A 14,741-nucleotide genomic window follows, 5' to 3' on the forward strand; every position below is an offset into this window, starting at 1 on the left:
GACAGATTCTCGATGACTGCCGAGATCTCGCGGGGGCACAACCCCCTCCGCGACCCGGATGACCGACGCCTGAGCCGGATCGCGGGCCCCAGCGCGCTCGTGATCTTCGGTGTGACAGGTGACCTTTCGCGCAAGAAGCTCATGCCCGCGGTCTACGACCTCGCCAACCGCGGCCTCCTGCCGCCCGGCTTCGGGCTGGTCGGGTTCGCCCGCCGAGACTGGGAGGACGAGGACTTCGCCGAGGTCGTGCGCGACGCGGTGAAGCAGTACGCCCGCACCGAGTTCCGTGACGAGACCTGGGAGCAGCTGCTCCAGGGCATCCGCTTCGTGCAGGGACAGTTCGACGACCTCGACGCGTTCCGTCGGCTTCGCGAGACCGTCGAGAAGCTCGACGTCGAACGCGGCACGATGGGAAACCACGCGTACTACCTGTCGATCCCGCCGCGTGACTTCCCGATCGTCGCCGAACAGCTCAAGGCATCCGGCCTCGTGGACGACACCGCCGATGGCGCAGATCGCTGGCGCCGTGTCGTCATCGAGAAGCCCTTCGGTCACGACCTCGAGTCGGCGCGCGAACTGAACGACGTCGTGCGCTCCGCCTTCCCGGCGGACTCGATCTTCCGCATCGACCACTACCTGGGCAAGGAGACGGTCCAGAACATCCTGGCGCTGCGCTTCGCCAATGAGCTGTACGAGCCCATCTGGAACCGCAACTACGTCGATCACGTGCAGATCACCATGGCCGAGGACATCGGCGTGGGCGGGCGAGCCGGGTACTACGACGGGATCGGCGCGGCGCGCGACGTCATCCAGAATCACCTGCTGCAGCTCCTGGCTCTGACAGCGATGGAGGAGCCGATCACCTTCGATGCTGCGCAGCTGCGCGCCGAGAAGGAGAAGGTGCTGGCGGCGGTCACACTGCCCGACGATCTGTCCACGGCGACCGCTCGCGGGCAGTACGCCGGCGGCTGGCAGGGCGGCGAGAAGGTGCTCGGCTTCCTCGAAGAGGATGGCATGGCCGCCGACTCGACGACCGAGACCTACGCGGCCATCAAGCTCGACATCAACACCCGCCGATGGGCAGGAGTCCCCTTCTACCTGCGCGCCGGAAAGCGACTCGGCCGCCGGGTGACCGAGATCGCCGTGGTGTTCAAGCGCGCACCCGAGCATCTCTTCGGCCGCAGCCAGACCGACGGTCTCGGGCAGAATGCGCTCGTGATCCGCGTCCAGCCGGACGAGGGCGTCACGATCCGTTTCGGATCCAAGGTGCCGGGCGCCGACATGCAGGTGCGCGACGTCACGATGGACTTCGGATACGGTCACGCATTCACCGAGGCGAGCCCCGAGGCGTACGAGCGGCTGATCCTCGATGTGCTCCTGGGAGATCCGCCGCTGTTCCCCCGCCACGAAGAGGTGGAGCTCAGCTGGAAGATCCTCGACCCGATCGAGAAGTTCTGGTCGGAGCAGTCCGGCCCGCTCGAACAGTACTCCCCCGGTTCGTGGGGACCGCAGTCCGCGGACGAGCTCCTCGCCCGCGATGGTCGCACCTGGAGGCGCCCGTGATCATCGATCTGCCCGACACCACCGTCAGCAAGATCTCCCGCGCCCTGGTCAACGTTCGCGAGGAGGGTGGAGCGGTCGCCCTCGGTCGTGTCCTGACGCTCATCATCGCCACGCGCCGCGGCATCGAGGAGGAGGCGATCGAGGCCGCGAACGATGCATCTCGCGAGCACCCCATGCGCGTCATCGTGCTCATGCTCGACAACCCGAAGGCGGAGCCGCGCCTGGATGCGGAGATTCGCGTCGGCGGCGACGCCGGTGCGAGCGAGGTCATCCTGCTGCACGCGCACGGGCCGGCGGGCTCGAATGCAGAGAGCCTGGTGACTGGTCTCCTCCTTCCCGATGCGCCCGTCGTCGCATGGTGGCCCGCGGACACCCCCGAGGTCCCCTCGCGCTCCGACATCGGCAAGATCGCTCAACGCCGCATCACGGACGCCGCGATGCAGAGCGACCCGCACGAGTGGGTGCTCAACCTCGGCGGACACTACGCGCCCGGCGACACCGATCTCGCCTGGACGCGACTGACGCGCTGGCGCGAGCAGCTCGCCGCCGTCCTGGATCAGCCTCCGTACGAGCCGATCACAGCCGTCGAGGTGCTGGGTGGCGGCGACTCTCCCTCGACTCCCCTGCTGGCCGCCTGGCTCCGTCTGCAGCTGAAGGTGGACGTGACCTGGCGCTATCTCGACAGCGAGGAATGGGCGAGCGGCATCAAGTCCGTCCGACTCACACGCTCCAGCGGTGACATCGTGCTCGAACGCCCCGACGCGCTGACGGCCGTGCTGACCCAGCCGGGACAGCCGAGCCACGAGCTGGCCTTCCCGCGGCGGTCGCTGCGCGAATGCCTCGCCGAGGAGCTGCGACGCCTGGATGCCGATTTGCTGTACGGTCGCGTCGTCACCGAGGGCAGTGCCCTCATCGAGCACTGATACGAGGAGCATGATGCCCGAGGCCACCGAGAAGCAGGTCGTCGTCCGCTCGGACCCCGACCGGATCGCCCGCGCTGTGGCCCGTCGCCTGCTGAGCCGGATCGCGAAGCGCGTCGTAGAGGGGAAGCTGGCCCACATCTCGTTGACCGGAGGGTCGATGGGTGGGCGTGTGCTCGCCGCCGTCGCCGAGAACCCGCGGTGTCACGAGGTGGACTGGTCCCTCGTCCACTTCTGGTGGAGCGATGAGCGTTTCGTGCCGCGGGGATCAGAGGATCGTAACGACGCCGAGGCGTTCGCCGCTCTGCTCGATCGCATTCCGGTGCCGGCGGAGAACGTGCACACCATGGCGGCCAGCGACGACGGACTCAGCATCGAGGATGCGGCCGCTGCCTACGAAGCCGAGCTCGCCCGCTTCGCGGACCCGAGCGTGGGCGCGTGGCCGTCGTTCGACGTCTGCTTCCTGGGGGTCGGGCCGGATGCGCACATCGCTTCGCTCTTTCCGGATCGTGGCGAGATCCAGGTGACGGACCGCGCGGCGCTGGCCGTTCGCGACGCACCGAAGCCGCCTCCGGAGCGAATCACGGTCACCCGACCCGTCATCAACTCCGCCAAGCGCGTGTGGCTGGTCCTCGTCGGTCCCGACAAGGCGTCCGTGCTCGGACTCGCACTCGCAGGCGCCAGCTACCAGAGCGTTCCTGCGGCCGGCGCGAAGGGGCGTAAGCGAACGGTCTTCTTCGTCGACGAGGCGGCCGCCGCGAAGGTTCCCGTCGAGCTCATCGACAGCGACTACTGAGAACATGGAAGAGCCCCGGTCAGCGACCGGGGCTCTTCTCGTGGACGCGGCGGGTCAGTCCTGCCCGCGACGCTCACGCAGCTTGTGCAGCGCCTCATCGAGGAGCTGCTCGGCCTCGTCGTCGGTGCGACGCTCTTTCACGTACGCAAGGTGTGTCTTGTAGGGCTCGGGCTTGGCCAGAGCAGGCGGGTTCGCCTGATCGCGACCCGCCGGAAGACCGGAGTGCGGCGAGTCGATCGTCTCCGGAATCTCCTCTTCGGCGATGCCGGCCGCGAAATAGCGCACCGTCTCATTGCCCAGCGCGTCCCAGTACGACACCGCCACGCGGTCGGCGTGGTAGCCGTGGTCCTGTTCCCCCATCGGTCCCGCACCCACGCGGGTACCCCGGATCGCGTTCCCCCCGGTGGCCATGATCAGACCAGCCCGGTGAACTTGGTGACCAGGCCGAGGGCCACGATCGAGATGAACCAGACGAGCGCGAGAACGATCGTGAACCGGTTCAGGTTGCGCTCGGCCAGGCCCGAGGAGCCCAGCGAAGAACTCATGCCGCCGCCGAACATGTCGGACAGGCCACCGCCGCGCCCCTTGTGGAGCAGGATCAGCAGCGTCAGCAGCAGGCTCGTGATGCCGAGAAGCACCTGGAGCACGAACTCGAGGATCTGCACTGTGTTCGTCACCCTTCTTGGCGATCCCGAGATCGCACAAGGAACAAGTATAGCCAACCGGCCGACCGGAGCCGTGAGACGGGGCCGAGCCCCGTCTCACGGCCGAGATCAGACGCCGACGTGCTTCTGGTAGCGGATGATCGCCGCGAACTCCTCGGCGACCAGGCTGGCACCGCCCACGAGCGCGCCGTCCACGTCGGGCTGGCGCATGAACGTCGCGATGTTGCCGGACTTGACGGAACCGCCGTACAGAACGCGGGTGCGCGCGGCGGCATCCTCGCCCAGCACCTCGGCGACGACGCCGCGAAGCGTCGCGCACACATCCTGCGCCTGCTCGGGCGTGGCCGCTTGGCCGGATCCGATGGCCCAGACGGGCTCGTACGCGACGACCACGTCGGCATCGGCCGAGACGCCCTCGAGGGCGACCCGCAGCTGGCCGACGGGAACGGCGCTCGCACCGAACTTCTCCAGATCTTCCGCGGTCTCGCCCACGCAGATGACCGGGCTCAGACCGTGGCGCAGAGCCGCCTGAACCTTGGCCGCGACGACCTCGTCCGTCTCGTTGTGGTACTCACGACGCTCGGAGTGACCGATGATCACGTACTTCGCATCGAGCTTCGCCAGAAACGCGCCGGAGACCTCACCGGTGTAGGCGCCGGAGTCGTGCGTCGACAGGTCCTGCGCGCCCAGGGCGAACGGGATCTTGTCGGCGTCGATCAACGTCTGAACCGTGCGCAGGTCGGTGAACGGCGGGAAGACCGCGACCTCCACGCTGTCCTCGTCGTGCTTCGCGTCCTTCAGCGTCCAGTACAGCTTCTGGACGAGCGCGACCGCCTGCAGGTGGTCGAGGTTCATCTTCCAGTTTCCCGCGATGAGCGGGTTACGCGTCACTGCCATCCGAGGACCTCCAGTCCGGGAAGCTTCTTACCCTCGAGGAATTCGAGGCTGGCGCCACCACCGGTGGAGATGTGGCCGAACTGATCGTCACGGAAGCCGAGCTGACGCACGGCCGCGGCGGAGTCTCCCCCGCCGACGACCGAAAGGCCGTCGACCTCGGTCAGCGCCTTCGCGACCGCGCGGGTGCCGTCGGCGAACGCGGCCATCTCGAACACGCCCATCGGGCCGTTCCAGAACACGGTCTTGCTCGCCGCGATCGTCGCCGCGAACGTCTTCGCCGTCTCCGGACCGATGTCCAGACCCAGACCCGACGCACCGAACGGGGTGTCCTCCAGGGCATCGACTGCGGCGACCACGTGCTCCGCGTCCGCCGAGAAGGATGCGGCCACGACGGCGTCCACGGGGAGCACGATCTTCACACCGCGCTCCTCGGCAGCAGCCAGGTAGCCCTTGACCGTGTCGATCTGATCCTTCTCGAGCAGGCTCGCACCCACCTTGTGGCCGAGAGCGGCGAGGAACGTGAACATCATGCCGCCGCCGACGAGGAGCGTGTCCACGCGAGGCAGGAGGTGCTCGATCACGCCGAGCTTGTCGCTCACCTTCGAGCCGCCGAGCACGACCGCGTAGGGCCGCTCGGGGTTCTCGGTCAGGCGGTCGAGAACATCGACCTCCTTCTCGATGAGCAGGCCCGCAGCCGAGGGCAGGAGCTCGGCGAGCTCATAGACGCTGGCCTGCTTGCGGTGCACGACACCGAAGCCGTCGGAGACGAGGGCGTCGCCAAGAGCGGCGAGCTCCTGCGCGAAGGCGCGACGCTCGTCTGCATCCTTCGAGGTCTCCCCCGGGTTGAAGCGGAGGTTCTCGATGATCGCGACGTCGCCGTCGCCGAGCGAGGCGACAGCCTCCTGTGCCGAGACACCCACGGTGTCGCGTGCGAAGGCTACGGGCTTGCCGAGCAGCTCGGACAGTCGCTGCGCGACAGGCTCGAGGCTGTACTTCGGATTGGGTTCGCCGTCGGGACGTCCCAGGTGGGAACAGACGACGACGCGGGCGCCCTGGTTGATCAGGGCGTTGAGGGTCGGCAGCGTGGCCCGCACGCGACCGTCGTCCGTGATGACCCCGTCCTTGAGAGGAACGTTGAGGTCAGCACGGACGACGACGCGGCGGCCTGCGAGCGACCCCAGCGAATCGAGGGTGCGCAGTGCCATGGTGTGGATCAGAGACGCTCGGCGACGTACTCGGTCAGGTCGACGAGACGGTTGGAGTAGCCCCACTCGTTGTCGTACCAGCTCGAGAGCTTCACCTGGTTGCCGATGACGCGCAGCAGACCTGCGTCGAAGATCGACGAGTGCGGGTCGGTGACGATGTCGCTGGAGACGATCTCGTCCTCGGTGTACTTCAGGATGCCCTTGAGGGGACCCTCGGCAGCAGCCTTGTACGCGGCCTTGATCTCGTCGACGGTGACCTCGCGCGACGCCTCGACCGTGAGGTCGGTGATCGAGCCGGTGGGCACGGGCACGCGCAGCGCGAAGCCGTCGAGCTTGCCCTTGAGCTCCGGCAGCACCAGGCCGATGGCCTTGGCGGCACCGGTGGAGGTGGGAACGATGTTGATCGCGGCGGCGCGCGCGCGACGCAGGTCGCTGTGGGGGCCGTCCTGCAGGTTCTGGTCGGCCGTGTAGGCGTGGACCGTCGTCATGAGACCGCGCTCGATGCCGAAGTTGTCGTTGAACACCTTCGCCAGCGGGGCGAGGCAGTTCGTGGTGCACGACGCGTTCGAGATGATGACGTCGGTCTCGGGGTTGTAGTCGCCCTCGTTCACGCCCATGACGATGGTGACGTCGTCACCGGTCGCGGGGGCCGAGATGAGGACCTTCTTCGCACCGCCGGCGATGTGCTTCTTCGCGTCCTCGGCCTTCGTGAAGCGGCCGGTGGACTCGATGACGATGTCGACGCCCAGCTCGCCCCAGGGGAGGTTGGCGGGGTCGCGCTCGGCGAGCACCTTGATCTTGTGACCACCGACGGTGATCGAGTCCTCGTCGTACGTGACCTCCGCGTCCAGACGGCCCGTGATGGAGTCGTACTTGAGCAGGTGGGCCAGAGTCTTGTTGTCGGTGAGGTCGTTCACCGCCACGATGTCGAGGTCCGCACCCTGCGCGAGCGCTGCGCGCAGGTAGTTGCGTCCGATGCGGCCGAAGCCGTTGATGCCGATCTTGACAGACACGGTGTCTCCCGTTTTCTCGTCGCGCCGCAGCGCCTTTTCCATCCCGGGTTGTCCTCCCGGGGTGAGCCGTGCGTGGGTGCGCATCGACTCGGAGAGGGGGATGCCGGAGCCCCCGCACGGCGAGGGCTCCGAGGCATCCTCACCTGATCATGACCCTACCAGCAGGCCTGCCGTCTTCTCTCGCGCCGTAACAAAGCGGGACTGGACGTTGGACCAGTCGGCGATGTTCCAGAACGCCTTCACGTAGTCGGCGCGGACGTTCTTGTAGTCGAGGTAGTACGCGTGCTCCCAGACATCCAGCAACAGCAGCGGAACGCTGCCGGCGGCGAACTGCGACTGCTGGTCGAAGAACTGCTGGATGATGAGGTTCTCACCGATCGAGTCCCAGAACAGACCCGCCCAGCCGGAGCCCTGCACGCCGAGAGCGGCGGCGGTGAAGTGGGCCTGGAACTTGTCGAACGAACCGAAGTGGTCGTCGATGGCGGCCTCGAGCTCGCCGGTCGGCTTGTCGCCGCCGTTGGGCGAGAGGTTCGTCCAGAAGATCGAGTGGTTGGTGTGACCGCCCAGGTTGAACGCGAGGTCCTTCTCGAGCTTGTTCACGTTCGCGAGGTTTCCGCTGTCGCGGGCCTCCGCCAGCTGCTCGAGCGCGGTGTTCGCGCCCGTGACGTAGGCCTGGTGATGCTTGCTGTGGTGCAGCTCCATGATCGTCGCGCTGATGCTGGGCTCGAGCGCGGCATAGTCGTAAGGGAGCTCGGGCAGCGTGTACTTCGCCATGTTCTCTTCCTCCTGTCGGGCGCAGCGCCGAACGCCTCGGCGATGCGGGGATGACGCCTTCATCCTACTGAGGCGCAACCGAGCGGGGCAGGGGTTGATTCCTCGGATGACGTGTCCCAGACGGCGGTGGCTACTCCTTGGCGGCGGCGGGCACGGCGGACTCCGTGTCCGGCAGCCCCTCGGTCTCCGCCTTCTTGTCAGCCATCGCGAGCAGTCGACGGATGCGGCCGGCCACGGCGTCCTTGGTCAACGGAGGATCGGCGTGGTGCCCGAGCTCGTCCAGGCTCGCATCACGGTGCGCGAGACGAAGCTCCCCCGCGGCGCGCAAGTGGTCGGGGACGGTGTCACCCAGGATCTCCAGCGCGCGTTCCACGCGCGCGCACGCCGCGACGGCTGCCTGCGCGGAACGACGGAGGTTGGCGTCGTCGAAGTTCACGAGGCGGTTGACTCCTGCACGGACCTCGCGGCGTTGGCGCAGCTGCTCCCACTCCTGGGCGGCGCGACGCGCACCCATCTCGTGCAGCACGGCACGGATCGCGTCTCCTTCTCGGACCACGACACGCGGAAGCCCGCGTACCTCTCGCGCCTTGGCAGCGATCCCGATGCGGTGAGCGGCACCGACCAGGGCCATCGCGGCCTCACCGGAGGGGCACGCGATCTCCAGGGCCGCCGAGCGGCCGGGGTCGCTGAGGCTTCCGGCGGCCAGGAAGGCCCCGCGCCAGATGGCGGCGAGATCGTGCCGAGCACCCGTCGTCAGCCGGTTCGGCAGACCGCGCACCTGCCGGCGACGCTGATCGAGCAGGCCCGTCTGTCGGGCGAGCGTCTCCCCACCCTCGATCACACGTACCGCGTATGTGGTGCCCGGACGCCCCGAGGTGCCCTGCACGTGCGCGAGCTCGGGCCGCACCCCGTACAGGTCGACCAGTTCGCGCGCCACACGTCGGGCGAGAGCCTCGGAATCGACCTCGGCCTCGACGGCGACGCGCCCCGCAATCGCGTGAAGTCCGCCGGCGAACCGCAGGATGGCGGTTAACTCGGCCACTCGGGCGCTCGGACGCGGATCGCGACCGGCGATCAGTTCGGCCTTCACATCGGCGGTCAGCGGCACGGTACTCCTTGTGGGAATGGGGAACGGGACGACGTTCCAGCCTACTCTCGACCCAGGTCCCGATGTGTGACGCCCACGGCCACATCCGGCATCTCGGACAATCGTGCAGCGATCTCCCGCGCCATGACGACCGAACGGTGCTTACCGCCGGTGCAACCGATCGCGATGATCGAGTGCCGCTTGTTCTCCCGCTGGTAGCCGGCGATGACGGGCGCCAATGCCGTCGTGTACGCGTCCAGGAACTCGCGCGCCCCTGGCTGCGAGAGGACGAACTCACGCACCGCCTCGTCTTCGCCCGTGAGCGGACGCAACTCGTCCGTCCAATAAGGATTCGGCAGGAAGCGCATGTCGGCGACGAGATCCGCATCCACCGGGAGTCCGTACTTGAAGCCGAAGCTCATCACAGAGACGGTGTGCAGCGGGCTTCCCTCGGCGGAGAACAACTCGGCGACTCGGGTGGTGAGCTGGTGGATGTTGTACGACGAGGTGTCGATGATGAGATCGGCACTCTCGCGCAGAGGAGCCAGGCGCTGACGTTCCCGATGGATGCCGTCGATGATCGTCCCCGTGCTCTGCAACGGATGCGGTCGTCGAACCGCCTCGAACCGCCGCACCAGCACCTCGTCGCTGGCGTCGAGGAACACGATGCGCAGGCGTCGATGCGCGCGAAGGGCGTCGGCGATCTCGGGCACGCGGCCGAACAGCTCACGACCTCGCACGTCGACGACGACGGCTACGCGGGGTACCGCCCCGCCGGCGAGTTCCGAGAGCTCGAGCAGCGGACGCAGCATCTGGGGCGGGAGATTGTCGACCACGTACCAATCGAGGTCCTCGAGGGCGTTGGCCACGGTCGAGCGTCCCGCGCCCGACATGCCGGTGACGATCAGCACCTCGCCGGTGTTCGCCGTGTCCGGGTCCGTCATCCCTCTCCCCTGTCCGCCTCGCCCAGACTATCGACTCGTCAGGTGCTCGTGCACGGCCGTCGCCAGCTTCGGCCCGATGCCGGGGAGCTCGGCGATCTGCTCCACGGTCGCACCACGCAATGCGGTGACCGAGCCGAAGTGACGCAGCAGAGCACGGATGCGCGCGGCGCCGAGACCCGGCACCTCTTCCAGCACGCTGGAGATGTCTCGGCGCCGGCGCTTGCGCTGATGCGTGATCGCGAACCGGTGCGCCTCGTCGCGCAAGCGCTGAACCAGATACAGCGCCTCGGAGGTACGGGGCAGGATCACGGGGTACTCCTCCCCCGGCAGCCAGATCTCCTCCAGTCGTTTGGCGATACCGCACAGCGCGATCTCGGTGTGGCCGGATTCCTCCAGCGCACGTGCGGCCGCCGCGACCTGGGGCTGGCCGCCGTCCACGATCAGCAGCTGGGGCGGGTAGGCGAACCTCGGACGCTTGCGCACGGTCGCCACCTCGCCCTCGGCGGCCGCCTGCTCGGGATCGATCGCCGCGGCGGCGACCTCGACATCGTCGGCGTCCTCCGGCCGGTCGAGGTGAGCGAGGCGGCGGGTGAGGACCTGGTAGAGAGAGTCGGTGTCGTCCGTCGTCTCCGCGACCGAGAAGGACCGGTACTGGTCCTTGCGCGGCAGGCCGTCCTCGAACACGACCATCGAGGCGACCACGTTGGTCCCGGCCAGATGTGACACATCGAAGCATTCGATGCGTAGCGGCGCCGTCGCGAGCCCCAGCGCCTCCTGGAGGTCGGTCAGCGCCTGCGTCCGGGCGACGTAATCGCTCGTGCGCCGGGTCTTGTGCAGCATCAGCGCCTGCTGGGCGTTGAGGGTGGCGGTGCGCATGAGATCGGCCTTGCCACCGCGCTGGGCGACCTGGATCGTGACGTTCTTGCCGCGCTTGTCGCGCAACCACTGCTCGAGCTCGGTCACATCGTCCGGAAGCGCGGGCACGAGCACCTGCTTGGGGATGTCGGCGGCGGCCGCATCCCCATAGGTGCGCTGCAGCACCTGGTCCACGAGCTCGGCGCCGGAGATGTCGATCTCCTTCTCGATCGTGGTCGCGCGCACCCCGCGGACACGACCGCCGCGCACCACGAAGTGCTGCACCGCGGCCGCCAGCTCGTCTTCGGCGATGCCGAACAGATCCGCATCCGTGTCGTCGGAGAGCACGAGCGCGCTCTTGCCGAGCACCGCTTCGATCGCCTGCAGCTTGTCGCGGTAGCCGGCGGCCGCCTCGTAGTCCATCGCCGCGGCGGCCTCCCTCATCCGCGCCGTCAGAGCCCTGGCGAAGCGCTGGTCGCCGCCGGCCATGAAGGCGATGAAGTCGTCGACGATCGCGCGGTGCTCCTCGATCGTGACCTTCATCGAACACGGACCGCCGCAACGGCCGATCTGTCCGGGGAAGCAAGGTCGTCCTGTCGCCATCGCCTTCTTGTACGACGCGTCGGAGCACGTACGGATCGGGAACACCTTGATCATCAGGTCGATGACGTCGTGCACGGCCCACACCTTCGGATACGGACCGAAGTACTTCGCTCCCTTGATCCGCCGATTGCGCGTGACGATGACGCGCGGTGCCTCGTCCGCCAGAGTGATCGCCATGTACGGGTAGGACTTGTCGTCCTTGTAGCGCACGTTGAAGGTCGGCGAGAACTCCTGGATCCACATGTACTCCAGCTGCAACGCCTCGACGTCGCTGCCGACGACCGTCCACTCGACCGAGGTCGCTGTCGTCACCATCCGGCGCGTGCGCTCGTGCAGCGTGTGCAGCGGAGCGAAGTAGTTCGACAGCCGCGCCCGCAGGTTCTTCGCCTTGCCGACGTAGAGGATGCGGCCCTCGGCGTCACGGAACCGATAGACCCCCGGGCTGGTGGGGATCTCCCCCTGTTTGGGCCGGTACGGCAGCACGGTCAGCCGGCCTTGCGCTGCTCGGCGACGCCCAGCACCTCCGCGAGGAACGCGCCGGTGTGGCTCTCGGGGACCTGGGCGACCTGCTCCGGCGTGCCGGTCGCGACGATCGTCCCACCTCCCGAACCACCCTCGGGTCCGAGGTCGATCACCCAGTCGGCGGACTTGATCACGTCGAGGTTGTGCTCGATCACGATGACGGTGTTGCCCTTGTCGACCAGGCTGTTCAGCACCTCGAGAAGCCGGCTCACATCCTCGAAGTGCAGACCCGTCGTCGGCTCGTCGAGCACGTAGATGCTGCGCCCGTTCGAGCGTCGCTGGAGCTCGGTCGCGAGCTTCACGCGCTGCGCCTCGCCACCCGACAGCGTCGTGGCGGACTGTCCGAGACGGACGTAGCCGAGGCCCACATCGACGAGCGTCTTGAGGTAGCGGTGGATGGCCTGGATCGGTTCGAAGAACTCTGCGGCCTCGGCGATCGGCATCTGCAGGACCTCGGCGATGTTCTTGCCCTTGTAGTGCACCGTCAGCGTGTCACGGTTGTAGCGCTGACCGTGGCAGACTTCGCAGTCGACATACACGTCGGGGAGGAAGTTCATCTCGATCTTGATCGTGCCGTCACCCGAGCACGCCTCGCAGCGCCCGCCCTTGACGTTGAAGCTGAACCGCCCGGCCTGGTATCCGCGCGCCTTGGCCTCGAGGGTCTCGGCGAAGAGCGTGCGAATGCGGTCGAACACACCGGTGTAGGTCGCGGGGTTCGACCGCGGCGTGCGACCGATCGGAGCCTGATCGACGTGCACGACCTTGTCGAGGTTCTCCAGGCCCGTCACCCGGGTGTGCTTGCCGGGAACGCGACGTGCGCCGTTCAGCCGCGACGCGAGCACCTCGTAGAGGATGCCGTTCACGAGCGACGACTTACCGGAACCACTGACCCCTGTCACGGCCGTCAGCACACCCAGGGGGAAGGTCGCGGTGACGTTCTTGAGGTTGTTCTCGCGCGCGCCGACGACCGAGATCTGGCGCTTCTTGTCGATCTTGCGGCGCTTGGCCGGCACCGCGATGGCGCGTCGGCCGGAGAGATATGCGGCGGTGAGCGACTCGGGCTCCTCGAGCAGCTGCGGGTAGGTGCCGGAGTGCACGACGCGCCCACCCTCGACGCCCGCGCGCGGGCCGATGTCGACGATCCAGTCCGCCGCCTGGATGGTCTCTTCGTCGTGCTCGACCACGATGAGCGTGTTGCCGAGGTTCTTGAGCGCCAGCAACGTCTCGATGAGCCGCCGGTTGTCGCGCTGATGGAGCCCGATCGAGGGCTCGTCGAGCACGTAGAGCACGCCCGTGAGGCCGGAACCGATCTGCGTCGCGAGCCGGATGCGCTGCGCCTCGCCACCCGAGAGAGAGCCTGCGGCCCGGGACAGGCTGAGATACGTGAGCCCGACCTGGATGAGGAAGTTCAGCCGCGCGCGGATCTCGCGCAGCACCGCCGCCGCGATCTTCGCCTCGCGGTCGGTCAGCTCGAGGCCGTCGAAGAAGCCCTGCGCGTCGATGAGGCTGAGGCTCGACGCATCCGCGATCGAGTGACCGTGCACCTTGACCGCGAGCACTTCGGGCTTCAGGCGCGTGCCGTCGCACACCGGGCACGGCACCTCGCGGAGGTATTCGCCCCACCGCTGCCGGGCGCTGTCGGACTCGGCCTGCTGGTACTGACGCTCGATGTAGGGAACGACACCCTCGAACCCGGAGGTGTAACGCATCTCGCGGCCGTAGCGGTTCTTCCACTTGACCGAGACCTTGAAGTTGTCGCCGTGCAGCACCGCATCCTTGACGTCCTGCGGCAGCTTGCGCCAGGGCGTGTCGAGCGAGAAACCGAGGTCGGAGGAGAGTCCCTCGAGCAGGCGCTCGTAGTACTGGAACAGACCCTTGCCCTGCGTCGTCCACGGCACCAGGACGCCCTCGCGGATCGAGAGGTCCTCATCGCCGAGCATCAGTTCGACATCGACCGACATCCGCGTGCCGAGGCCGGAGCACGTCGGGCACGCGCCGAACGGAGCATTGAACGAGAACGTGCGCGGCTCGATCTCGGTGAGCTGGAGCGGATGACCGTTCGGGCATGCGAGCTTCTCGCTGAAGTTCTGCCAGGCATCGTCGCCCTCTTCGTCGACGAAGTTGACCTGCATGACACCGCCGGCGAGACCGAGCGCCGTCTCGACCGAGTCGGTGACGCGCGAGAGGATGTCGGCGCTGGCGACGAGCCGGTCGACGACGACGGCGATGTCGTGCTTGTAGCTCTTCTTCAGCGTCGGCGGCTCGGACAGCTGGATGAGCTCACCGTCGACCACGGCCCGCGCGTAGCCCTTTGCGCTGAGCTCCTTGAAGAGGTCGACGAACTCCCCCTTCTTCTGCGTGACCACGGGGGCCACGATCTGGTACCGCGTGCGCTCGGGCAGCGTCATCAGCTGATCGGCGATCTGCTGGACCGTCTGACGCTGGATGACCTCACCGCACTCGGGGCAGTGCGGCACCCCGATACGCGCCCACAGCAGGCGCATGTAGTCGTGGATCTCCGTGATCGTGCCGACCGTGGAGCGCGGGTTGCGGTTGGTGGACTTCTGGTCGATGGACACCGCGGGGCTCAGCCCCTCGATGAAGTCCACGTCGGGACGGTCGACCTGCCCGAGGAACTGGCGCGCGTAGGAGCTCAGCGACTCGACGTAGCGGCGCTGTCCCTCGGCGAAGATCGTGTCGAAGGCGAGACTCGACTTTCCGGATCCGGAGAGACCCGTGAAGACGACGAGGCAGTCGCGGGGGATGTCGAGATCGACGCCGCGCAGGTTGTGGACCCGGGCACCACGGACACTGAGAGTTCCGGCGTCGTGGGCGAGTTCGGAGACAGGCGAGATGGGCACCACGCAAGTCTAGGCAGGGCCACGGACACGGGCTCC

At 67.7% G+C, this 14,741-nt stretch carries 13 protein-coding genes; 3 read left to right on the forward strand and 10 right to left on the reverse strand.

Annotation, left to right across the window (positions count from 1 at the left end):
- The first annotated feature begins 12 nt into the window (after nt 1-12).
- Genes zwf through pgl form a run of 3 tightly spaced genes read left to right on the forward strand, consistent with a single transcriptional unit; the run spans nt 13 to nt 3,279 of the window.
- Nucleotides 13-1,563, forward strand: a complete 1,551-nt coding sequence (gene zwf / locus AC1VNH_RS02675) for a glucose-6-phosphate dehydrogenase (RefSeq protein ID WP_309731473.1) — start codon at nt 13-15, stop codon at nt 1,561-1,563.
- Nucleotides 1,560-2,486, forward strand: coding sequence for a glucose-6-phosphate dehydrogenase assembly protein OpcA (locus AC1VNH_RS02680; protein ID WP_483109750.1), 927 nt, complete (start codon nt 1,560-1,562; stop codon nt 2,484-2,486). Before zwf ends, AC1VNH_RS02680 begins: the two co-directional genes overlap by 4 nt.
- 10 nt (nt 2,487-2,496) lie before the next feature.
- Nucleotides 2,497-3,279, forward strand: a complete 783-nt coding sequence (gene pgl, locus AC1VNH_RS02685; protein ID WP_483109751.1) for a 6-phosphogluconolactonase — start codon at nt 2,497-2,499, stop codon at nt 3,277-3,279.
- Nucleotides 3,280-3,333: 54 nt separating this feature from the next.
- On the opposite strand, the gene AC1VNH_RS02690 is transcribed toward pgl, so the two are convergent.
- The 10 genes from AC1VNH_RS02690 to uvrA form a co-directional block, all read right to left on the reverse strand.
- On the reverse strand, nt 3,334-3,690 hold the full coding sequence (locus tag AC1VNH_RS02690; RefSeq protein ID WP_243227789.1) for an RNA polymerase-binding protein RbpA: 357 nt from the start codon (nt 3,688-3,690) through the stop codon (nt 3,334-3,336).
- A 2-nt stretch (nt 3,691-3,692) separates the two neighbouring features.
- On the reverse strand, nt 3,693-3,944 hold the full coding sequence (gene secG / locus AC1VNH_RS02695; protein WP_137419120.1) for a preprotein translocase subunit SecG: 252 nt from the start codon (nt 3,942-3,944) through the stop codon (nt 3,693-3,695).
- Between the two features lie 108 nt (nt 3,945-4,052).
- Nucleotides 4,053-4,841, reverse strand: coding sequence for a triose-phosphate isomerase (gene tpiA, locus AC1VNH_RS02700; RefSeq protein WP_483109752.1), 789 nt, complete (start codon nt 4,839-4,841; stop codon nt 4,053-4,055).
- Complete coding sequence (locus AC1VNH_RS02705) at nt 4,832-6,046, reverse strand: phosphoglycerate kinase (RefSeq protein ID WP_483109753.1); 1,215 nt, start codon at nt 6,044-6,046, stop codon at nt 4,832-4,834. The genes tpiA and AC1VNH_RS02705 overlap by 10 nt, the downstream gene beginning before the upstream one ends.
- A gap of 8 nt (nt 6,047-6,054) precedes the next feature.
- Nucleotides 6,055-7,059 (reverse strand): type I glyceraldehyde-3-phosphate dehydrogenase, encoded by a 1,005-nt coding sequence (gap, locus tag AC1VNH_RS02710; protein WP_137417061.1) that lies wholly within the window; start codon nt 7,057-7,059, stop codon nt 6,055-6,057.
- Nucleotides 7,060-7,206: 147 nt separating this feature from the next.
- A complete protein-coding gene (locus AC1VNH_RS02715; protein WP_137417062.1) occupies nt 7,207-7,833 on the reverse strand; it encodes a superoxide dismutase in 627 nt (208 codons plus the stop codon).
- Nucleotides 7,834-7,963: 130 nt separating this feature from the next.
- On the reverse strand, nt 7,964-8,941 hold the full coding sequence (whiA, locus tag AC1VNH_RS02720) for a DNA-binding protein WhiA (RefSeq protein WP_344228234.1): 978 nt from the start codon (nt 8,939-8,941) through the stop codon (nt 7,964-7,966).
- 41 nt (nt 8,942-8,982) lie between these two features.
- The gene (gene rapZ / locus AC1VNH_RS02725; RefSeq protein WP_243227783.1) at nt 8,983-9,864 is read right to left on the reverse strand and encodes an RNase adapter RapZ; all 882 of its coding nucleotides are present in this window, start codon (nt 9,862-9,864) and stop codon (nt 8,983-8,985) included.
- 27 nt (nt 9,865-9,891) lie between these two features.
- Entirely contained in the window at nt 9,892-11,811 is a 1,920-nt protein-coding gene (uvrC, locus tag AC1VNH_RS02730; RefSeq protein WP_483112678.1) for an excinuclease ABC subunit UvrC, read from the reverse strand.
- Nucleotides 11,808-14,705 carry an excinuclease ABC subunit UvrA gene (gene uvrA / locus AC1VNH_RS02735; RefSeq protein ID WP_425561420.1) on the reverse strand — a complete coding sequence of 966 codons (2,898 nt, stop codon included), beginning with the start codon at nt 14,703-14,705 and terminating at the stop codon, nt 11,808-11,810. The genes uvrC and uvrA overlap by 4 nt, the downstream gene beginning before the upstream one ends.
- Nucleotides 14,706-14,741: the final 36 nt, after the last annotated feature.

This window comes from Microbacterium sp. KU4F (assembly GCF_056868075.1).